17 protein-coding genes and 1 pseudogene are annotated in these 20,309 nt (G+C 71.1%); 6 read left to right on the forward strand and 12 right to left on the reverse strand.

Features of this window, described 5'->3' with window-relative positions; all coding sequences use genetic code 11:
- Positions 1 to 90: 90 nt before the first annotated feature.
- A complete protein-coding gene (locus HJC40_RS25875) occupies positions 91 to 837 on the forward strand; it encodes a lytic polysaccharide monooxygenase (RefSeq protein WP_250004401.1) in 747 nt (248 codons plus the stop codon).
- Entirely contained in the window at positions 822 to 1,370 is a 549-nt protein-coding gene (locus tag HJC40_RS25880) for a DUF305 domain-containing protein (protein WP_250004403.1), read from the forward strand. Before HJC40_RS25875 ends, HJC40_RS25880 begins: the two co-directional genes overlap by 16 nt.
- Positions 1,371 to 1,391: 21 nt before the next feature.
- On the opposite strand, the gene HJC40_RS25885 is transcribed toward HJC40_RS25880, so the two are convergent.
- Positions 1,392 to 2,378 carry an aldo/keto reductase gene (locus HJC40_RS25885; RefSeq protein ID WP_250004405.1) on the reverse strand — a complete coding sequence of 329 codons (987 nt, stop codon included), beginning with the start codon at positions 2,376 to 2,378 and terminating at the stop codon, positions 1,392 to 1,394.
- A gap of 50 nt (positions 2,379 to 2,428) precedes the next feature.
- Entirely contained in the window at positions 2,429 to 3,514 is a 1,086-nt protein-coding gene (locus HJC40_RS25890; RefSeq protein ID WP_250004407.1) for a DICT sensory domain-containing protein, read from the reverse strand.
- A 267-nt stretch (positions 3,515 to 3,781) separates the two neighbouring features.
- Between HJC40_RS25890 and HJC40_RS25895 the strand changes: the two genes are divergently transcribed.
- A complete protein-coding gene (locus HJC40_RS25895; protein WP_250004410.1) occupies positions 3,782 to 5,263 on the forward strand; it encodes a mannitol dehydrogenase family protein in 1,482 nt (493 codons plus the stop codon).
- A gap of 43 nt (positions 5,264 to 5,306) precedes the next feature.
- On the opposite strand, the gene HJC40_RS25900 is transcribed toward HJC40_RS25895, so the two are convergent.
- The 3 genes and pseudogenes from HJC40_RS25900 to HJC40_RS25910 form a co-directional block, all read right to left on the reverse strand.
- Positions 5,307 to 6,005, reverse strand: a complete 699-nt coding sequence (locus HJC40_RS25900; RefSeq protein WP_250004413.1) for a phosphatase PAP2 family protein — start codon at positions 6,003 to 6,005, stop codon at positions 5,307 to 5,309.
- A gap of 31 nt (positions 6,006 to 6,036) precedes the next feature.
- Entirely contained in the window at positions 6,037 to 6,756 is a 720-nt protein-coding gene (locus HJC40_RS25905; protein ID WP_250004415.1) for a phosphatase PAP2 family protein, read from the reverse strand.
- A 184-nt stretch (positions 6,757 to 6,940) separates the two neighbouring features.
- Positions 6,941 to 8,371: pseudogene (locus HJC40_RS25910) on the reverse strand (MFS transporter); the annotation flags it as partial.
- Positions 8,372 to 8,472: 101 nt separating this feature from the next.
- Here HJC40_RS25910 and HJC40_RS25915 point away from each other — a divergent pair.
- Positions 8,473 to 8,940, forward strand: a complete 468-nt coding sequence (locus tag HJC40_RS25915) for a CGNR zinc finger domain-containing protein (protein WP_250004421.1) — start codon at positions 8,473 to 8,475, stop codon at positions 8,938 to 8,940.
- A 74-nt stretch (positions 8,941 to 9,014) separates the two neighbouring features.
- On the opposite strand, the gene HJC40_RS25920 is transcribed toward HJC40_RS25915, so the two are convergent.
- From HJC40_RS25920 to HJC40_RS25945, 6 genes are read right to left on the reverse strand one after another with little or no spacing between them, the layout of a single operon-like run.
- On the reverse strand, positions 9,015 to 10,334 hold the full coding sequence (locus HJC40_RS25920) for a 6-phospho-beta-glucosidase (RefSeq protein ID WP_250004424.1): 1,320 nt from the start codon (positions 10,332 to 10,334) through the stop codon (positions 9,015 to 9,017).
- On the reverse strand, positions 10,324 to 11,349 hold the full coding sequence (locus tag HJC40_RS25925; protein WP_250004427.1) for a carbohydrate kinase family protein: 1,026 nt from the start codon (positions 11,347 to 11,349) through the stop codon (positions 10,324 to 10,326). The genes HJC40_RS25920 and HJC40_RS25925 overlap by 11 nt, the downstream gene beginning before the upstream one ends.
- 55 nt (positions 11,350 to 11,404) lie before the next feature.
- Positions 11,405 to 13,636 carry an alpha-xylosidase gene (gene yicI / locus HJC40_RS25930; RefSeq protein WP_250004429.1) on the reverse strand — a complete coding sequence of 744 codons (2,232 nt, stop codon included), beginning with the start codon at positions 13,634 to 13,636 and terminating at the stop codon, positions 11,405 to 11,407.
- Positions 13,637 to 13,667: 31 nt separating this feature from the next.
- Complete coding sequence (locus HJC40_RS25935) at positions 13,668 to 14,549, reverse strand: carbohydrate ABC transporter permease (protein ID WP_250004432.1); 882 nt, start codon at positions 14,547 to 14,549, stop codon at positions 13,668 to 13,670.
- Positions 14,546 to 15,424, reverse strand: a complete 879-nt coding sequence (locus HJC40_RS25940) for a carbohydrate ABC transporter permease (RefSeq protein ID WP_250004433.1) — start codon at positions 15,422 to 15,424, stop codon at positions 14,546 to 14,548. Before HJC40_RS25940 ends, HJC40_RS25935 begins: the two co-directional genes overlap by 4 nt.
- 55 nt (positions 15,425 to 15,479) lie before the next feature.
- Positions 15,480 to 16,793 (reverse strand): ABC transporter substrate-binding protein, encoded by a 1,314-nt coding sequence (locus HJC40_RS25945; protein WP_250004436.1) that lies wholly within the window; start codon positions 16,791 to 16,793, stop codon positions 15,480 to 15,482.
- 252 nt (positions 16,794 to 17,045) lie between these two features.
- Here HJC40_RS25945 and HJC40_RS25950 point away from each other — a divergent pair, with 252 nt between their 5' ends.
- Positions 17,046 to 17,558, forward strand: a complete 513-nt coding sequence (locus tag HJC40_RS25950) for a DUF4362 domain-containing protein (RefSeq protein WP_250004439.1) — start codon at positions 17,046 to 17,048, stop codon at positions 17,556 to 17,558.
- Positions 17,559 to 17,571: 13 nt separating this feature from the next.
- Here HJC40_RS25950 and helR read toward each other — a convergent pair whose 3' ends face one another.
- Positions 17,572 to 19,725: an RNA polymerase recycling motor ATPase HelR gene (helR, locus tag HJC40_RS25955; protein WP_250004442.1), complete on the reverse strand. Its 2,154-nt coding sequence runs from the start codon at positions 19,723 to 19,725 to the stop codon at positions 17,572 to 17,574.
- An 89-nt stretch (positions 19,726 to 19,814) separates the two neighbouring features.
- Between helR and HJC40_RS25960 the strand changes: the two genes are divergently transcribed.
- Positions 19,815 to 20,300, forward strand: coding sequence for a helix-turn-helix transcriptional regulator (locus HJC40_RS25960; protein WP_250004444.1), 486 nt, complete (start codon positions 19,815 to 19,817; stop codon positions 20,298 to 20,300).
- Positions 20,301 to 20,309: the final 9 nt, after the last annotated feature.

Raw genomic sequence — 20,309 nt, forward strand, 5'->3', positions numbered from 1 at the left:
TTTACTGTTAACAGTCTTTAACTTATGTTGGTCGATATCACCACCCCCTGAACGCCTGGTCATCCCCCCATGAAGCGAAGGAGTCTCTTCATGCGACGCAGGTTCACCCTTCCCGCACTGACCGTCGCCGCCACCGCGGCCGCCCTCACCGTCGGCGTCTCCCCGGCCTCGGCGCACGGCTACATCTCGTCCCCGCCCAGCCGTCAGGCCAACTGCGCCAGCGGCGCCGTCGCCAACTGCGGCGACATCGTCTACGAGCCGCAGAGCGTCGAGGCGGCGAAGGGCTCGAAGCAGTGCAACGGCGGCGGCAGCCGGTTCGCTGTGCTCAACGACAACAGCCGCAACTGGCCGGCCGCGTCGGTCGGGCAGAACGTCACCTTCAACTGGGTGCTGACGGCCCGGCACTCGACCAGCACGTGGGAGTACTTCATCGGCAACACGCAGCTCGCCTCGTTCAACGACGGCGGCGCGCAGCCGGGGGCGACCAAGTCGCACGCGGTCAACATGCGCGGCTTCAGCGGCCGGCAGACCGTGCTGGCCCGGTGGAACGTCGCCGACACGGCGATGGCGTTCTACGCCTGCGTCGACCTGAACATCGGCGGCGGCACGACACCCCCGACCACCCCGCCGCCCACCACGCCGCCGACGACTCCCCCGACCACCACCCCGCCGCCCACCACGCAGCCGCCGGCCGGTGGCACGTGGCGCGCCGGCGCGGCGTACCAGCCCGGCAACGTCGTCACCTACAACGGCCGCTCGTACACCTGCCGTCAGGCGCACACCGCGCTGGCCGGCTGGGAGCCGCCGAACGTCCCCGCCCTGTGGGCCGCAAGCTGACAGCGGTCGCGCTGGCTGTAGTCCTGGCCTCCGGTTGCGGTTCGCCGCCGGAGGCCACGGCGCCGCCCTACAACGCGACCGACGTGATGTTCCTGCAGATGGGCCTGGCCCAGATCGACGAGGGCGACCAGGTGGCCGGGCTGGCCGAGCAGCGCGCCGCCGATCCGCGCCTGCGCACCCTGGCCACGGAGTTGCGCGCCCAGTGGCGGGAGGAGTCGGCGACGATGGAGCGCTCGTTGCGCGACTGGCGGCAACCGCTGGCGGCGGACCCCTCGGCCGGAGCCCACGCGGGGCACGGCGACGTGCACAGCCTGCGCCCCTCGGACATCGGCGAGCTGCGCGCCGCCACCGGGCGGACCTTCGACCGTACGGCGGTCACGCTGCTCCTGGGGCACCTCGGCAACTGCGTGGAGACGGCCCGCATGGAGGTCTCCGGCGGCGCGCACCCGCCGGCCCGGACCCTGGGCGCCAACGTCACCAGCCGGCGCCAGTCCCAGATCCAGAGCCTGCTCAAGCTGGCCGCCGAACCCTGACCGGCCGGCCGGCCGGCTCGCTCAGCGGTCGGTCAGGCGTTCCAGATGATCGGGGTAGCGAGCACCCTGCACCTCGATCGCCGCGGCGGCGGTCTCGATCTCGCTCAGGTCGTCCGCCGACAGCTCGACGTCGGCCGCGGCCAGGTTCTCCCGGAGCCGGCTCAGCTTGCGGGTGCCCGGGATCGGGACGATCCACGGCCGGCGGGCGAGCAGCCAGGCCAGCGCGATCTGGGCCACGGTGGCGTCCCGGCGGGCCGCCACCGTGCCGAGCAGGTCGACCAGCGCCTGGTTGGCTCGGCGGGCCTCGGCGTCGAAACGCGGGATGCTGCCGCGGATGTCGCCCTCGGTGAAGCTCGTGTTCGCGTCGATCGTGCCGGTGAGGAACCCCTTGCCGAGCGGGCTGTACGGCACCAGGCCGATGCCGAGTTCCTCGCACAACGGCAGGATCTCGGCCTCGGGGCGCCGCCACCACAGCGAGTACTCGTTCTGCAGGGCGGTCACCGGCTGAACGGCGTGGGCGCGGCGAACGGTGGCCGCGGACGCCTCGGACATCCCGAAGTGCTGGACCTTGCCGGCCGCGATGAGCTCCTGGACGGCGCCGGCCACCTCCTCGATCGGGACGTCCGGATCGACGCGATGCTGATAGAACAGATCGATCCGGTCGGTCCGCAGCCGGGTGAGCGAGGCGTCGGCGACCCGCCTGATGTGCTCGGGCCGGCTCGACAGCCCGGTCTGGTTGCCCTCGTCGTCGAAGGCGAAGCCGAACTTGGTGGCGATGACGACCTGGTCGCGGACGGGCTCCAGGGCCTCCCCGACGAGTTCCTCGTTGACGAAGGGCCCGTACACCTCGGCCGTGTCGAAGAACGTGACACCGTGGTCGACCGCCGCGCGGAGCAGGGCGATGTTGTCGTCCCGGCCCGGACCGGGCCCGTAGCTCTGGCTCATGCCCATGGCGCCCAGGCCGAGGGCGGAGACACGCAGGTCGGTGCCGAGGACGCGGGTCTGCATGGGAAGTCCTTTCCGTTTCGGCCGGCCGTCGACCGGCCTCAAGCGCGGGATCAGTCCAGCCGGGCCACGGGGACACCCTCGCGCTCGGCCCAGGCCAGGGCCTCGAGAATACGGCCCTCCGGGAACGGCCGCTGTCGGGTGGACAGGACGACCATGTGGGCGGTGCCGGCCAGGAACGGGTTGTGGGCGGCGGCGTTCGCGAGGTCGGCGTGCAGGCGATGGGACAGCTTCACGGTGTCGTCGAAGGCCAGCGCGGGCAGCATCAGGAGGAAGTCGTTCTCGCCGAGCCGGGTGATCCGGTCCATGTCGCGCAGCACGCCGCTCAGCACCGCGATGAGACCCTCGTTGCGCAGCGCCCCGGTGCGCCGGCCGGCCTGCTCGGGCAGCTGATGAGGGGCCGGCACCCGGACGGCCAGCATGGCCACCGGCAGAGTGCCCGAGGCCGTGACACCGCCCGTGCCGGACCAGCGGCGGACCTCGTCCGGGTCGCTCACCGGGGAACCGTCCGGCGTCGCGCCGAGCCGGCGGGCCCGGGCCAGCTCGGTCCCCACCCGCTCGGTCCGCTCGACCAGCAGGTCGAGCACCGCGTCGGCCCGGGTCTCGCCGGCGCCCGCGGGCACGTCCCGCACATATGACAGCACCCCGGCGAAGGCGTCGCGCGCGCCCGGCGACAGCCGGTCGGCCACCGCCGCCTGCACCGACAGGGCCTTGTGCAGCGCGTCGTCGCGGCGGAAGCTCCAGGACGCGTCGAAGAGGCGGCCCGATTCCAGGGTCTGCGCCGAACCGTCGACCTGCTCCCGGTCGTACGCCTCGAGCACGGCGCCGAAGCGGGGGGTGAGCACCAGGACGGTCCACTCCCGCGCGTACGCCTCGTTCTCGCCGAGCGGCACCAGGTGGGTACCGGCCGGCAGGTCCGGGGCGTTGTCGGCGACCAGGCCCAGGACGGTGATCGCGGCCGAGTTCGCGATGCGTTCGTACACCTGACGCTCGCGCTCGAAGTAGGGCAGCCGCTGGAAGAACGCGACGACCAGCATCGGGCCGTCCTCGGCGGCGGCCAGGGCGGCTCGTTCGATCGCGTGCGAAACGGTCACCAGCGTGGCCTTGGTGACCAGTTTGGGCGTGGGGGGTCGGGACACCACCGCAGCCTAGGGACTATCGACGCCCGTCGCACTCCGGATCGGCACGCCCCGGGGGTTCTCCCGCTGGTTCGGCCCACGGAAAACGGGCATGGGAAGTGGCAACTCGGTCATCCCGGCGCCGGTGTGGCGTGCGGCGCTCCGCGCGGCGGGACGTCCGGGGCGACCGTGGCGTGCACAAGATCCTTCGGGTCGGACGCCCGTGACCTGGACCATCCAGTGCGATGCTGTGGGAGATCCTGCGAACCACTGCCGGGAGGAAGAGCCATGCTGCCCCTCAACGCCGGGACCCTGTCCCAGTTCCCCGCCGACCTGCCCGTCCCGTCGTACGATCGCGCCGCCCTGCGCACCGGGATCGTCCACTTCGGGGTCGGCGGTTTCCACCGGGCCCACCAGGCGATGTATCTGGATCGGCTGATGAACGCCGGCCAGGCCCTGGACTGGGCCATCTGCGGGGTCGGGGTGATGCCCGGCGACCGGCGCATGCAGCAGGTGCTCGACGCGCAGGACGGCCTCTACACCCTGGTGGTCAAGGCGCCCGACGGCACCCTCGACGCGCGGGTGATCGGCTCGATCAAGGAGTACCTGTACGCGCCGGACGACCCGGGCGCGGTCATCGACAAGATGACATCGCCCGAGGTCCGGATCGTGTCGCTGACCGTCACCGAGGGCGGCTACAACTTCAACGCGGTCACCGGCGAGTTCATGGCCGACACCAAGGACGTCCAGCACGACCTGGCGCTGCCCAACCAGCCGCGGACGACGTTCGGTCTGATCACCGCCGCGGTCCAGCGCCGCCGGGCCGCCGGGACGCCGCCTTTCACGATCATGAGCTGCGACAACATCCAGGGCAACGGGGACGCGGCCCGCAAGAGCTTCGTCGCGTTCGCCTCCCTGCGCGATCCGGAACTGGGCTCGTACGTCGAGGAGAACGTCCGCTTCCCCAACAGCATGGTCGACCGGATCACGCCGGTCACGACGGACGACGACCGCGACGAGGTGCGCAAGCACTTCGGCGTCGACGACGGCTGGCCGGTGGTGTGCGAGCCGTTCACGCAGTGGGCCCTGGAGGACAGCTTCGGCGACGGCCGCCCGGCCTGGGAGGACGCCGGCGTGCAGGTGGTGCCCGACGTCGAGCCGTACGAGTTGATGAAGTTGCGCCTGCTCAACGCCTCGCACCAGGCCCTGTGCTACTTCGGTTACCTGTCCGGCTATCGCCTGGTGCACGACGTGGCCCGCGACCCGGTCTTCGCCCGCTTCCTGCTCACCTACATGAAGCGTGAGGCCGAGCCGACGCTGGAGCCGGTGCCCGGCATCGACCTGGACGAGTATCAGCACCAGCTGATCGAACGGTTCTCGAACGACCAGGTGAAGGACACGGTGGCCCGCCTGTGCGCGGAGAGCTCGGACCGCATCCCGAAGTGGCTGCTCCCGGTCATCCGCCACAACCTGGACAGCGGCGGCGAGATCCTGCTCTCCACCGCCGTCGTGGCGTCGTGGGCCCGTTACGACGAGGGCACCGACGAGGACGGCCGGCCCATCGAGATCGTCGATCGCCTGCGGGACGAGCTGAACGCCCTCGCCCTGCGCCAGCGTGAGCAGCCGACCGCGTTCATCGAGAACCGCGAGCTCTTCGGCGACCTGGCCGACGACGAGCGGTTCGTTTCGACGTACACCGCGGTCCTGTTGAGCCTGCACACCCGCGGGGCCCGGGCCACCCTCGAAGGCCTCATGTCCGGCGAGTTCTGACGCTTGCCGGTGGGCGCCGGGCGCCCACCGGACAAGGCGTTCTTCAGTGCGCCACCCGCTGCCGGCCGGCCCGCAGGCGCTGGGGCACGACCCAGTCGACCGCCCGGTTGAGGATCTGGCGGGCCATGATGGCGACGCAGGTGATGCCGTTGAGGAACGAGGCGGTCACGTCGGTCGGGTGGTGCATGCCCCGGTACATCCGGGCGAACGCGACGCCGACCGGGATCAGGACGAGCAGCCAGGCCACGCGCTTGGCCCAGGTGCGCCGCAGCAGCGTGAAGAGCAGCAGGGCCAAACCGACGTAGAGGGCCACCGCGGCCGAGGTGTGGCCGGACGGGAAGCTCGAGGTGGGCGGCGAGTCGTCCATGCGGTGCACGCCCGGGCGCTCGCGGTTGATGACCAGCGTGGTGAAGAAGAAGACCAGAGCCTGCGCGGTGACGCCCAGACAGAGGAACAGCGGCTCGCGCCAGCGGCCCAGCTTGACCCGCAGGATGAAGGCGGCCACCCCGGTGACGGCGATGATGACCGGGGTGCTGCCGATCAGGCTGACGATCTCGCTGATCACGTTGAGCGGCGCGTCGCGGTTCGCCTCGAGGGATCGGTTGAGGTCGTCCTCGGCGGTGAGCGGCCACGCGTGGTCGACCACGCGGGTCACCAGCAGGCCGAGACCGACCATTACTCCGAAGAGGACGGTGACCGGCAGCAGCAGGCGCTTGGCGGTTTGCGCTATGAGCGGGGGCATGTCGGCGGTGTCTACCCAGTCACGCCGATCGCTACTCCCGGGCCACCCCCGCGCCGGCCAGCTGCGGGCTCCGCCGGCGGCGGTGGGCGACGAAGGCGGCCGACGTGGCGGCCACCACGATCAGGCCCAGCAGCCAGCCGCCGAGCACGTCGCTCAGCCAGTGCACCCCGAGCCCGACGCGGAACAGTCCGGTGACGGCCGGGATGGCGAGGCCGGCCCCGATCAGCCACCGGCGCCACCGCGGGCGGTGCCGGGTCAGGGGCAGCAGCACCGCGAGGACGACCGCGGCGCCGAGCGCGTTGTTGAGGGCATGGCCGGACGGGAACGAATAGCCGACCGCGGTGGCCACCGGGTCGAGGAACGACGGCCGGTCGCGCTCGAAGATCACCTTGAGCACCACGCCCAGCAGGCCGCCCGCGGTCATGGTGATGCCCACCCACCACGCGAGCGACCGGGCGCCCCGGCGGGCCAGCCAGATCACCAGCCCGAGGGCCGCGAGCCGCCACGTCCAGGGATCGAACACCAGGCACCAGGCCCACATGAAGTCCACGAGCGCCGAGTGGGCCGACGAGAAGTCGTGCACGGCCACGCTGACGTCCTGGTCGACCCGGTGCAGCCAGTCCACCCCGCCCACGACCATGGCCGTGAGCACGGCAAACGGCACCAGCAGCGCGACCGCCACGGCGGCCGCCACCGCCAGCCGCACGTGAAGCGCGTGCTCCTGACGCTCGTCCGACGAAGGGGGTCGCATGGCAACCAGCTATACCCGGTCATTCACCGCTGATACTTCTTTCGTTCACCGAAGCCGCCTTCTCGAGCCGGCCTCGGCCCAGCGCCGGGGCGGGCGGCTCCATCGGGGCCGGCGATTCCGCCGCCGGCACGTCACCATCCGGGACCGGCGGCCACAGCGTCCGGAAGGCCGGCACCGCGGCCACCGCCACCAGTCCGGCGGCGACCAGCGAGACCAGGGCGAAGGCGAACCCGTACGCGTCGTCGACCCGCTCCAGCAGGGCGGCGCCCGCCGCGGCCGGCAACCGTCCCGCCGCCGCGGCCGCGTCCATCAAGGTTCCGTCCGCAGGCAGGCCGGTGGCTTCCGCCATGCCGTTGCGATAGGCCGCCACCACGACCGACCCGAGCACGGCGATACCGATGGCCCCGCCCAGCTCGGCCCCCGTCTCGGTGACGGCGGCCCCCATGCCGGCGCGCGACGACCGTACCGAGGAGACCACCAGGTCGGTGGTGAGCGTGTAGACCGGCGCGAGCCCGCACCCGCCGATGACCATGCCGGCCACCAGCGCGGGCAGGCCGCCGCCGTACGGGGCCAGCGCCATGGTCGCGTGCCCGGCGGCCATCACGACGGCGCCCACCGCGACCACCCGCCCGGCCGGGAACCAGCGCAGCAGTTGCGGCCCGAGCAGCGACGCGGCCAGGAACGCGCCCACCGACGGGAGCGCCCACAGCCCGGCCCGCAGCGGCGACAGGCCCAGCACGACCTGCAGGTACTGCACGATGGCGAGCTGGGTGCCGTAGAGCACGAAGAACGAGAGCGCGTTGGCGGCCAGGGCCACCCGCACCCGCGCGTCGGAGAACATCGTCAGGTCGAGCAGGGGCCGCGGGATCCGCCGCTGACGACGCAGGAACAGGGCGAACAGCGCGGCGGCGACCACCACCGTCAGGAAGGGAACGGCCGCCCGGCCCTCGGCGGCCAGGCGCTTCACCCCGTACACGAGGATCAGCACGGCCGCGAGGCTGAGCACCGCGCCGGCCAGGTCGAAGCCTCCGGCGTCGCGGTCGCGCGCCTCCGGCAGCAACGCCGGGCCGACGAGGACCAGCAGCACGGTCGCGGGCACCGCCAGCAGGAAGACCGACCCCCACCAGAAGTGCTCGAGCAGCACGCCCCCGATCAGCGGGGCGGCCAGGCCGCCCAGCGAGAACGAGGCGCTCCACACGCCGAGCGCGATCCCCCGCTGCCGACCGTCGGCGAACATCGCCCGGATCAGCGCCAGAGTCGACGGCATCAGCGAGGCCCCGGCCAGCCCCATCAGCACCCGCGCCGCGATCAGCCGTTCCGGGCTGGTGGCGAACGCCGCGAGCAGCGACGACAGCGCGAAGGCGGCCGCCCCGATCAGCAACAGCCGGCGGCGTCCGATGCGGTCGCCGAGCACGCCCATCGCGATCAGCGCCCCGGCCACCACGAACACGTAGCTGTCCAGGATCCAGAGCAGCTCGACCGCGCTGGGCCTCAGGTCGGCCGCGAGCTGCGGCGCGGCCAGATTGAGCACCTCGGCGTCGAGCGACACCAGCAGACAGGGCAGCGCGAGCACCGCCAGCCCGGCCCATTCCCGCGCTCCCGCCGTCGCCCGCATGGGTCGTTCCTTTCATAACGCGATGAGAACTTTCATCACGTTACGATGACGGCGCGATCGACGCAACGCGAAGAAGCCCCCGATGGCGTTACCCTTTTCGCATGCGGGTCGAAAGCATGGACATCGCCGACGTGGTGACCCTGGTCAACGAGTGGGGCACCGAACCCTGCCGGGTGGACGGCCGCGACCCCCGGCCCGGCCCCGGGCTGACCACGCTGGCCGACGAGCTCCACCCGATCTTCGCGACGACCGACCCGGCGACCCGGGCGCGATCGGTCACCGCCCTGCTGCGGCTCACCGGGGTACGCCCCGAGCTGTCCACCGACCTGGCCGAGTCCTGGACCGTCGACGACCCCGCCCAGAGCCGGAGAGCCGCGGCCGCCCTGACGCTGCGGCACCACCTGGTCGAGCATCCGGGCCGCCTGGGCCTCTGCGCCGACGACCAGTGCGCCGACGTCTACGTCGACGCCTCCCCCGCCGGCAAGCGCCGCTTCTGCTGCCTCACCTGCCAGAACCGGGCGCGGGCAGCCGCCTTCCGCAAGCGGCGGGCGCAGCAGCGGGCCGGTTGAGCGCCGGGCTCAGACCTCGCCCACACCTTGATCGGCGATCACCGCCACTGAACCACGCGACCCGCGGCGCCGGCTCAGGTCAGGTAGCCCAGCTCGGGCAGCCGCTCCTGATAGGCCGCGACGAGCCGGCGGGCGACCGGCACCGAGTCGATGAGCGGATGCGACGCCATCGCCCGCACGGCCAGGGCCCGCGAGCCGGTGGCCGACGCCTCGAGGACGGCCCGCTCGGTCGACTTGATCCGCCGCACCAGGTCGGCGCCACCCGGGAAAAGCCTCGTCGACGGCACCGGCCGGGCCCCGGCCCCGTCGACGACGCAGGGCACCTCGACCACCGCGTCGTCGTCCAGCTCGGGCAGTGTCCCCCGGTTGCGCACGTTGAGGATCAGCGGCGTGGGCTCGTCGCGCGCGATCGCCCGCATCAGGGCCAGGGCCACGTCCTCGTAGCCGCCGCCCTCGGCGTCGTCGCGCTCACCCAGGCCCTCCATGGCCATGTACGTGGCGTTGCGCTGCCCCAGAGCGGCCTGCCAGGCCGAGAACGCGTCGCCGCCGGGCGCGGTCAGCCGCGTGTAGCACTCGCGCTGCTGCTTGAGCAGGAACTCGCCCCGGGTCTCCCCGGCCGCCAGCGACGCCCGGACCAGCGCCTGCTGGTCGTAGTAGTAGTGGAGGTATTCGTTGGGCACGGCCCCGAGCGCGCGCAGCCGCTCGGCGCCGAAGAGCCGGCCCTCCTCGAACGAACCGAGCCGCGCCCGGTCGGCCAGCAGCCGCGGGAGCAGGTCCTGCTCCCCCTGGCGGACGGCGGTGAGCCAGCCGAGGTGGTTGAGGCCGGCGTACTCGACCTCGGCCGTCCCGGGGGCCAGGCCGAGAGCCCGCAGCACGCGCCGGGCGAGCGCCGACGGCGAGTCGCAGATGCCGATCACCCGGTCGCCCAGGTGGGCCGCCATCGCCTCGGTCACCAGCCCGGCCGGGTTGGTGAAGTTGATGACCCAGGCCTCGGGCGCGACCAGGCTGATCCGCCGGGCGATGGCCCGCACGACCGGCACCGTCCGCAACCCGTACGCGATGCCCCCCGCGCCGACCGTCTCCTGCCCGAGCACGCCCTCGTCGAGGGCGACCCGCTCGTCGATCACGCGGCCCTCAAGCCCGTGCACGCGGATCGCGCTGAACACGAAGTCGGCCCCGGTGAGCGCCTCGGTCAGATCGGTCGTGCCCCTGACCGCCGGGGCGCCGGGCACACCGGCGGCCTGGGCGTGCAGCACCCGCCCGATGGCGGCCAGCCGGCTCGCGTCCACGTCGTGCAGGACGACCTCGTCGACGAAGGAACCGAGCAGGGCGCCGTAGACGAGCGGCACGCGGAAACCGCCACCGCCGAGGATGACGAGTCGCTTAGTGGGCATGGGCGTCCGACAGCCGGGCGATCGTGGCGCCGGCGCGGCGCACGGTGCGCTGCTGGCCGCCGGGGATCACGTTGTCGAGGAAGGCGTACCGGCCGGCCATCCCGGACGTGCGGGCCACCCGCCACCAGTCGGCGATGTCGCCCCAGCCGGGGGCCGAAAGCGACCCGCCGAAGTGCTGCACCGACAGGGCGGCGATCAGGTTGGCGAAGGCCAGGCTCTGCTCGAGCGGCCAGTCGCGCAGGTTGCCGAGGATGAACCCGGCCGTGAAGACGTCGCCCGCGCCGGTCGGGTCGAGAGCCGGCACGGGGACGGCCGGCACGTGCGTCGTCTCGCCGGTGCGCGCGTCGTGGGCCAGCACCCCGTCGCCCCCGCAGGTCACGACGACCACCGGGGCCAGACCGGCGAGCTTGCGCAGCGCGGCGGCCGGGGTGGAGGTCCGGGTGTACTGCATCGCCTCCACCGCGTTGGGCACAAAGGCGTGGCAGTCCTCGAGCATGTCGAGCACCTCGGCCGGCCATTCGGCGCTCGCGTCCCAGCCCACGTCGGCGAAGACCAGGGTCCCGGCCTCCTTGGCCCGGCGCACCCAGGGCAGCCGATCCCTGGTCAGCGACACCGAGGCGGCCCGGCAGGACGGGAGCTCGCCGACCAGCCCGTCGGGGTTGAGCGGCAGCGGGTGCCCGTGCGTGATCATGCTGCGGTCACGATCGGACGCCAGCGACACCGTCACGGGCGAGTGCCCGTCGATGCGGCGCGACGGTCCGAGATCGATGTTCTCCTGGGCGCACAGGATGTCGGCGCAGAAGTCGCCGTACGTGTCGGTGGCCAGCGCCGTGCCCAGCCCGGTCCGCAGACCGAGCCGGGACGCGGCGACGGCGAGGTTGGCGATGCCGCCGGGACACGAGCCCATGCCCGAGGCCCACACCTCGGTGCCGGGCTCGGGCAGTCCCTCGAGCCCGGTGAAGATGATGTCGAGGTAGACGACGCCTGGGACGAACAGGTCCAGTGCCGGGGTCATCTGGAGATCCTATGCCGGTGGGGCCCGCTGACCAGGGTGGCGAGCCCCACGTCGGTCAGCCGGCGACCCAGCTCGCGTCGCCGGCGCCCAGCTCGGCCGACCGTCCGCCCACGATCTCGACCCGCCACGGCAGCGCCGCGCCGTCGCGTTCGACGCGCACGGCCGTGCCGTCGCGGGTCACCGTGAAGGTGCTGTCGCCGACGCGGACGGCCGTGCTGCCCTCGGCCGGCTCGAAGATCCGGAGCGTCACCCCGTCGGCGTGGTCGTAGTCGGGCCGGTCGGTGCGGTTGCCGATCGGGAGGACCGCGCCCGGCCGCACGAGCAGCGGCACACTGCCGAAGCCGTGCGTCTCGTGCCGCCAGCCCGGCCCCTCAACGACCTCGCCGGACAGCAGGCTCGTCCAGCGCCCGGCCGGCACGTAGTAGCTGACCTCGCCGCCCTCGCTGAACACCGGCGCGACGAGCAGGTCACCGCCGAGCAGGTACTGCCGGTCGAGGTAGGTCACCGCGGGGTCGTCCGGGAAGCCCAGGACCATCGGCCGCATCACCGGCAGGCCCTGCTCGTGCGCCTGCCTTGCCGCCTCCCAGAGGTACGGCATCAGGCTGTACTTGAGGTGCGTGAAGGAGCGCAGCACCTCGACCGACTCGTCGTCGAACAACCACGGCACCCGGTACGAGTGGTTGCCGTGCAGCCGGCTGTGCGAGGAGAGGAGCCCGAAGGCGACCCACCGTTTGAACACGGCCGGGTCGGGCCGCCCCTCGAACCCGCCGATGTCGTGGCTCCAGAAGCCGAAGCCCGAGCTCATCAGCGACAGGCCGCCGCGCAGGCTCTCGGCCATCGACTCGTAGGTGGCCGAGTTGTCGCCGCCCCAGTGCACCGGGAACTGCTGGCCGCCCACGGTCGCCGAGCGCGCGAACAGCACCGCCTCGTTCTCGCCCTTCAAGGAGACGAGCACGTCGAAGACGACCTGGTTGTAGAGCTGCGTGTAGTAGTTGTGCATCCGCTCGGGGTCGGAGCCGTCGTGCCAGACCACGTCGGTGGGCACCCGCTCGCCGAAGTCCGACTTGAACGCGTCGACGCCCATCTCGACCAGCGTCGCGAGCTTGCCGGCGTACCAGGACCGGGCCTCGGGGTTGGTGAAGTCGACCAGGCCCATGCCGGCCTGCCACCTGTCCCACTGCCAGACGTCGCCGTTCGCCTTCCGGACCAGGTAACCCTTCTCGGCGCCCTCGACGAACAGGGCCGACCGCTGCGCGATGTACGGGTTGATCCACAGGCAGGTCCGCAGGCCGCGATCGTGCAGGCGCTTGAGCATGCCCGGCGGGTCCGGGAAGATCGCCGGGTCCCACTCGAAGTCGCACCAGTGGAACTCGCGCATCCAGAACGTGTCGAAGTGGAAGACGCTGAGCGGCAGGCCGCGCTCGGCCATGCCGTCGACGAACGAGGTGACCGTCTCCTCGTCGTACGGCGTGGTGAACGAGGTGGTGAGCCAGAGACCGAACGACCACTGCGGCGGCAGGGCGGGGCGGCCGGTCAGCGCCGTGTACCGGCGCAGGATGTCGGCCGGCGTGGGGCCGTAGATCACCAGGTAGGACAGGGTCTGCCCGGCCACGCTGAACTGGGTGCGCGACACCATCTCGCTGGCCACCTCGAAGGACACCTTGCCCGGGTGGTCCACGAGCACGCCGTAGCCGCGGTTGGTCAGGAAGAACGGCACGTTCTTGTACGCCAGCTCGCTGCTGGTGCCGCCGTCCTCGTTCCAGATGTCGACGCTCTGGCCGTTCTTGACGAAGGGGCCGAACCGCTCGCCCAGCCCGTAGACGGCCTCGCCCACGCCCAGGTCGAGCTGCTCGTGCACGTAGTGCTCGCCGTCGGCCGTGTCGACGACGCCCATGCCGCGCCAGCCGGTGCCGGTGAGCCGCCGGCCCTCGGCCACGAAGTCGAGCCCCCACCGGTCGCCGGCCTGGAACCGGGCGGTCAGGCGGCCCGAGGTCAGCGCGGTGCCGGCGACCGTGACCGGGTGGTCCTCGGTGGCGATCGCGAAGTTGGGGCCGTGGGGCACGCCACCGAGGAAGTGCCCGATCGTCACCCGGACCACGTCGGGCATCGGCGCCTCGACCCGGATGGTGATCAGCGGGGTGTCGAGCGTGTCGGCCCGGCTGCGCACCGGCTTGGTGGCGGCGTAGACGGTCAGCGACTTCTCGTCCGCCTGGCTGTCGCGCAGCTGCGCCGGGTGCAGGACGGTCAAGCCCTTGCGCTTGAGCCAGTACCCGTCGGTGAACTTCATGAAAGTCCTTTACTTGTTCAGGAGGCGCCGATTACTTGATGGCGCCGGCGGTGATGCCGCGGGTCAGCGTCCGCTGGAAGACGAGGAAGAAGATCAGCGCGGGCAGGATGCCGATCAGGCCCGACGCGCTGGTCATGGTCGCGTCCATGAGCCGGTCGCCCTGCAGCACGCCCAGAGCCACCGGCACGGTCTGGTTGTCGTTGGACACCAGGAAGACCAGCGGCAGGAAGAACTCGTTCCAGGTCCAGATGAAGAAGAACGTGAACAGCACGCCGAGCGTGGGCCGGCTGACCGGGACGACGACACTCCACAGGGTGCGTACCTTGCCGGCGCCGTCGACGTCCGCGGCGTCCAGCAGCTCGGTCGGGAACTCCTGGTAGACCGAGGTCAGCAGGTAGGTGCCGAAGGCCGCCTGGATGACCGTGAAGATGATGACGATCGAGATCAGGCTGTCGTAGAGCTGCACCTCCTTGGAGAGGAAGTACAGCGGGTAGACCAGCACCTCCTGCGGCAGCAGGTTGGCCACCAGGAAGAACACCAGGAACCAGAGCCGGCCCCGGACCTTGCCGATGCCCAGCGCGTACGCGTTGAGGATCGACAGCAGCACCCCCAGGACGGCCACGACGAAGCTGGTGATGAAGCTGTTCCAGAGCTTCTGCCCGAAGTTCACCCGGTTCCAGAAGTCGACGATGCCGTCCCAGTACAGATGGGTGGGCAGCGACAACGGGCCACCGCCGGCGTAGTCGGCCGGGCTCTTGACAGCGTTGATCGCGATGATCAGCAGCGGCGCGATGACGATGAGCAGGAGGGCGAGCAGCGCCCCGAGGATGACGAACCGCAGCGGGTTGGCCCTGGTCGCCGCGTGCTCGGTGCGAGCCGGCTCGACCGGCGCGCGGGTGGCCGTGACGGTCATTTGAGGCTCCGGTTCTGCAGGCGCAGGAAGGCGAAGGACAGCACGATGATCAGCACGGTGAGCACCGTGGAGATCGCCGAGCCGTACCCGACCTGGGCCTTCTCGAAGAAGTTCTTGTACGCGAAGTACGAGGGGACGAGCGTCGCGTTGCTCGGCCCGCCACCGGTGAGCACGAAGATCGGCCCGAAGATCTTCAGCGCGGAGATCGTGGTCGTCACCAGCACGACGTAGAACTCCGGCCGGATCAGATACACGGTGATCTTGCGGAAGCGCTGCCACCAGTTCGCGCCGTCCAGGTCGGCCGCCTCGTACAGCTCCGGGTCGACCCGCTGCAGGCCGGCCATGAACATGACGATCGGATAGCCCAGCTGGACCCAGATCATGATGCCCATGACGCTGTACAGCGCCGATCCAGGTTCACCCAGCCAGTTGTGGGCCAGCGAGCCCAGCCCGATCGTGTCGAGGATCCGGTTGAGCGCGCCGTACTCGGGGTGCAGGATCCAGCCCCACAGGATGCCGGTGACCGCCACCGGGATGATCTGCGGCAGATAGAACCCGGAGCGGAACAGCGAGGCCCAGCGGTTGCCGAACTTCTTGGCCACGTAGTCGAACAGCACCGCGGCCAGGAACAACCCGAGCAGCGTGGGCACCACGGCCATGGCCAGGATGAGCAGCAGGATGTTGCTGAACGACGACCAGAAGAGCGAGTCCTCGAAGAGCCGTGTGTAGTTGTCGAAGCCGATCCAGCGCTGCTCGCCGACCCCGTTCCACTTGGTGAAGCTCGTGTAGACGGTCATCACCAGCGGCACGACGATCACCAGCAGCGAGGCCAGCACGCCGGGGATGAGGAACGGCCAGTACCCCTTGCGTCTCATGGTCCCTCTTTCCTGTACGCGGGCGGAGGCTCGCGCCCCCACCCGCGTCCCGGGGTCACTTGCCGAGGTCGGCGAGGTTCTCGTCGTACGGCTTGGCGATCTCGTCGAGCACCTGGCCGGGGGTCTTGGAGCCGTTGATCAGCCCCTGCACCCCGGCGACGAGCACGTCGTAGTAGCCGGGGGCCGGCCAGTCCGGGTAGAACGCGAGACCGTCCTCGGCCGACAACTTGTTGAAGTTCTCGATGAGTTCCTTGTTCTTGGGGTCGGTGATCTGCGCGGCGTCGGCCGCGACCGGCACACCGCCGTTGTTGCCGAGCAGCGCCTGGATCTCCGGCTTCATCGTGATGTCGATGAAGTCGTACGCGAGCGCCTTGGCCTTGCTCTTCTCCGGCACCACCCACAGGTTGCCGCTGGAGCCCGGGTGCAGCTTGTTGCCGGGGAACAGGAACGTGCCCCACTCGAAGTTCTTGATCTCGTTGACGAACCGGCCGTACCACCAGCTGCCGGAGATCATGATCGGGAACTTGCCCTGGCTGAACGAGACGCCCATGTCCTCGGCCTTGATGCCGGCCGAGTTCTTGGCGATGTAGCCCTTGTCGACCCACTGCTTGAAGGTCTCGGCGCCATAGCTGAGCTGCGGGCCCTTGAAGTCGACCTTGTTCTTGTAGAGCTGGTAGTCGTCGACCCAGGCCCGGTCGGCCTTCGACAGCGCGAGCGAGTACAGGATCTGCTGGGCCGGGTACTCCGCGCCGCCGACCGCCAGCGGGGTGACCTTGTTCCGCACGAACGTGTCCATCACCGTGGTGAACTCGTCGAGCGTGGTCGGCACCTGCAGGTTGTACTTCTTGAACAGGTCCTTGTTGTAGTAGACCTCGACGTACTCGGCGTAGTTGGGGATGCCGTAGGTCTTGCCCGACCCCATGATGCCGTCGTCGTCGTACTTGGTCGTGGTCTGCAGGCCCGTGTTGAGCGCCTTGTCCCAGCCGCGCTTGCCCGCCTCCTCGGTGAGGTCGGTGAGCAGCCCCTGCTTGGACAGCAGGCCGGCGGTGGCGTTGCCCTTGTTGTACTCCATGATGTCCGGCGCGCTGTCGGAGTTCAGGATCATCTGGGCGTTCTGCTGGATCTGCTCGAAGCCCTTCTCCTCGAACTTGACCTCGACGCCCGGGTGGGTGGTCTTGAACTCCTCGATGGCCTTGTTCCAGGCGATGCCCATGGCGCTGGTCGGACCCTCGTAGTGCCACAGGGTCAGGGTCTTGGCGTCGGCCCCTTCCTCGGACGAGGAGTCGCCCGAGCCGCCACAGGCGGTGAGGGCGAGCGAGGTGGCCAGCAAAAGGGCGCCGGCGGACCGGCCGGCTCGGAAACTGATCATGTCTGTTCGTCCTCCGGGAGGGGTCCGTCGAAGCGCTTCGACGATGAGGGAGCGGAGAGCCACCGACATTGTCGAAGCGCTTCGACGCGGGACTTTGACAGGACGCTAGGCTCCGTCCTGCACAGATGTCAACGGTGTGACGAAGACATTTCCAGGACCGAGATCAAACGCCCGTCGCGGTGCTTCCCGAGGCAACCGATCGCCCTTCCGGCGCGTCCAACCGGCTCCATCCCGCTGCCGAGAAGGTGCCCCGTGAAGCGACTGCCGACCGTTCTCGCCACCCCGTTCCTGCTGGTCGGCGCCCTATCGGCCTGCACCGAGGGCGGCTCGGGCCCGGGCCCGGCCGGCACTTCGCCGGCGGTGAGCGCCTCAGCCGAGGCCCCGCTCGTCGACCCCACCCTGGGCCGCCGGGCCAGCCCCGGATGGACCGAGGGGCCCAGCACCACGCTGAGCCCCGGCCAGGGCATGCCCGCCGTTGTCGAGTGCGGCGACTTCGACCTGGACCTCGGCGACACCCTGCCCGATCGCGCGGCCCGCTGCTTCGTCGACGCGGCCCAGGCCGGCCACCCGGCCCGGCTGCGGGTCACCCGCCTCACCACCGAGGGCGACCCCATCCCGGTGACCTACACGGCCGGCGCCGACGGCTTGACCGAGGTCGTCACCGACACCCGCCAGGACGCCTTCGGCAGCAAGGTGGTCACCCGCGAGACCTGTCAGGGTCCGTCGCCCGCCGCCTACGGCATCGACTTCACGAAGTGCACCTAAGGCGGACCACCCGTCAGGGCGTCAGGACCACGAGTTGCTGCGTCGCCCGGGTCATCGCGACGTACCGGTCCACCGCGCCCTCGATGCCCTCGCCCCAGCTGTCCGGGTCGACCAGCACGACCAGATCGAACTCGAGGCCCTTGGCCAGCGCGGGCGTCAACGACCGGACCCGGGGCGGCGGCGCGAACGACGGATCGCCGATGACACAGGCGATTCCGTCGGCGTGGGCGGTCAACCATCCATCCAGGACCGACGCGAGCTCAGCTGTGGACCCGTACCGGACGGGCACCCCGCCGCTGCGGATGGAGACCGGCACGTTGGCGTCGGGCAGCGCGGCCCGGATCACCGGCGCCGCCGCGTCCATGACCTCGGCCGGCGTCCGGTAATTGATGGTCAGCGACGTCATCGTGACCCGGTCGAGGCCGATGCGCGACAGGCGCTCGGGCCACGACCCGGTGAACCCGTGCCGCGCCTGGGCCCGGTCGCCGACGATCGTGAAGCTGCGCGACGGGCAGCGCAGCACCAGCATCTGCCACTCGGCGTCGGCCAGTTCCTGGGCCTCGTCCACGACGACGTGCGCGAACGGCCCGGCCAGCCGGTCGGGGACGGCCGCGGGCACGGCGTCCTCGTCGACCAGCACGTCGCGCAGGTCCGGCTGCACCAGCATCCACAGCAGACCCTGGCCGTCGTCGTACTCCCGCGAGTCGATCAGGTCGTCGAGCACCCGGGACATGCCCTGGCGCTGGGCGGCCACCGCGGCCTCCCGCTGCCGGCGCGACCGCGACGACCCGGGATCGCCGACCCGCTGCCGCGCCGCATCCAGCAGCGGCAGGTCCGACACCGTCCAGGCGCGAGGATCCGTACGCTGCAGAGCGGCGACCTCGTCAGCGGTGAGCCAGGGCGCGCACTTGCGCAGATAGGCCGGCACCGACCACAGATCGGCGACGACGTCCTCGGCCTTCAGCACCGGCCAGGCCCGGTGAAAGGCCGCGGCCAGGGCCCGATCGCGCAGAAGCGACCGCCTCAGCAGGTCCGGCGGCTCCTCGCCCCGATACTTCGCCTCGAGGATCGTGAGCAGCTCCTCCCACGCCTCGTCACGCCCCTCGTTGTGCGGTGTGCCCGGGCCGGGCGCCTCGAACGCCTCGGCCCAGTCGCCGGCGGTCAGCCGGATCTCGTCGTCACCGGCCTCCACGATCAGGCCGCCGGCCGGTGGCTCCTCGTAGAAGGCGACCGCGGCCTCGATCCCCTTCACCAGGGCGGCCGAGGACTTGAGCCGGGCCACCTGGGCGTCGGCCTCGTCCGGGAAGGAGGCGCCACCCGGCACCAGGTCGCGCAGCGTGCACGTCTGCACCTCGTCCTCGCCCAGACTCGGCAGCACATCGGAGACGTAGGCCAGATAGGGCTCGTGCGGCCCCACGAAGAGCACGCCGCCCTGACGGTGGGCCAGCCGCGGATCGGAGTAGAGCAGATACGCCGTACGGTGCAGGGCGACCACGGTCTTGCCGGTGCCCGGCCCGCCGTCGACCACGAGCGCACCACCCGAGCCGGCGCGGATGATCGCGTCCTGGTCGGCCTGGATGGTCCCGAGCACATCACGCATCCGGGCCGACCGGTCGCTGCCCAGGCTCGCGATGAAGGCCGACTGGTCGTCCAGCGCCGCGTGCCCCTCGAGGGCGTCCGGCGTGAAGACCTCGTCCCAGTAGTCGGTGATGTGCCCGCCGCTCCAGCGGTAGCGGCGACGGCTGGCCAGGCCCATCGGGTCGGCGTGGGTCGCTCCGAAGAACGGCTCGGCCGCCGGCGAACGCCAGTCCACCAGAAGCCTTCGCCCGTCGGTGTCGGTCAGACCGAACCGTCCGATGTAGACCGGCTCGGCGCCGTCGGCGCTCACCATCCGCCCGAGGCAGATGTCCAGGCTGTAGCGACGCAGCGCGCGCAGCCGGGCGGTCAGCCGCCGCACGGCGTCGTCCCGGTCCACGGCCTGCCGACCCTTGCCGGCGGGCGCCTTCCGTTCGATCTCGAGGCGATCGGTGAGCTCGGCGATCGTCCGCCGGAGGCTGCCGGCGACGGCCGCGAAGTGTTTCTCGTCCTCGGCGATCAGGGCCGGGTCGGCCTTGGCGGCCAGGTGGGCGGGCAGGGCGAACGCGCTGCTGGTCGTCTGCTGGTTCACGCAAATCCCCCGGATCGTGGCTTCGACCTGCGATTTTGCGCGCTGACCGGGGTCTTGCGGCAAGCCCCCCACTGTGTTATACGTTAAACATGGCGAGAGGTGGTGGTTCCCCTCCGCACTCTTCTTTCCCACGGGACGTCCGGCACGAGCAGCACCTCAAGGAGCTGCGGCTGTTGCGCCGGGTCCGCGACCGCATCGACCGCGATTACGCCCAGCCGCTCGACGTCGAGGCGCTGGCCCGCGGGGTCAACCTGTCGGCCGGTCACCTGAGCCGCGAGTTCCGGGCCGCGTTCGGCGAGTCGCCGTACAGCTATCTGATGACCCGGCGGATCGAACGGGCCATGGCTCTGCTGCGGCGCGGCGACCTCTCCGTCACCGAGGTCTGCTTCGAGGTCGGGTGCTCGTCGCTCGGCACGTTCAGCACGCGGTTCTCCGAGCTCGTGGGCATGTCGCCCAGCGCCTACCGCCGCCTGACGGCCGAGCAGTCACAGGCCGAGGGGCTGCCCGGATGCGTCGTCAAACAGGTGACCAGACCGGTCAGGAATCGAGAAGCGAGCCCGGTCCGCGGCCAATAGCGTGGTCGG

It is taken from the genome of Actinoplanes sp. M2I2, from assembly GCF_023544445.1.
Taxonomy (GTDB): Bacteria; Actinomycetota; Actinomycetes; order Mycobacteriales; family Micromonosporaceae; genus Actinoplanes.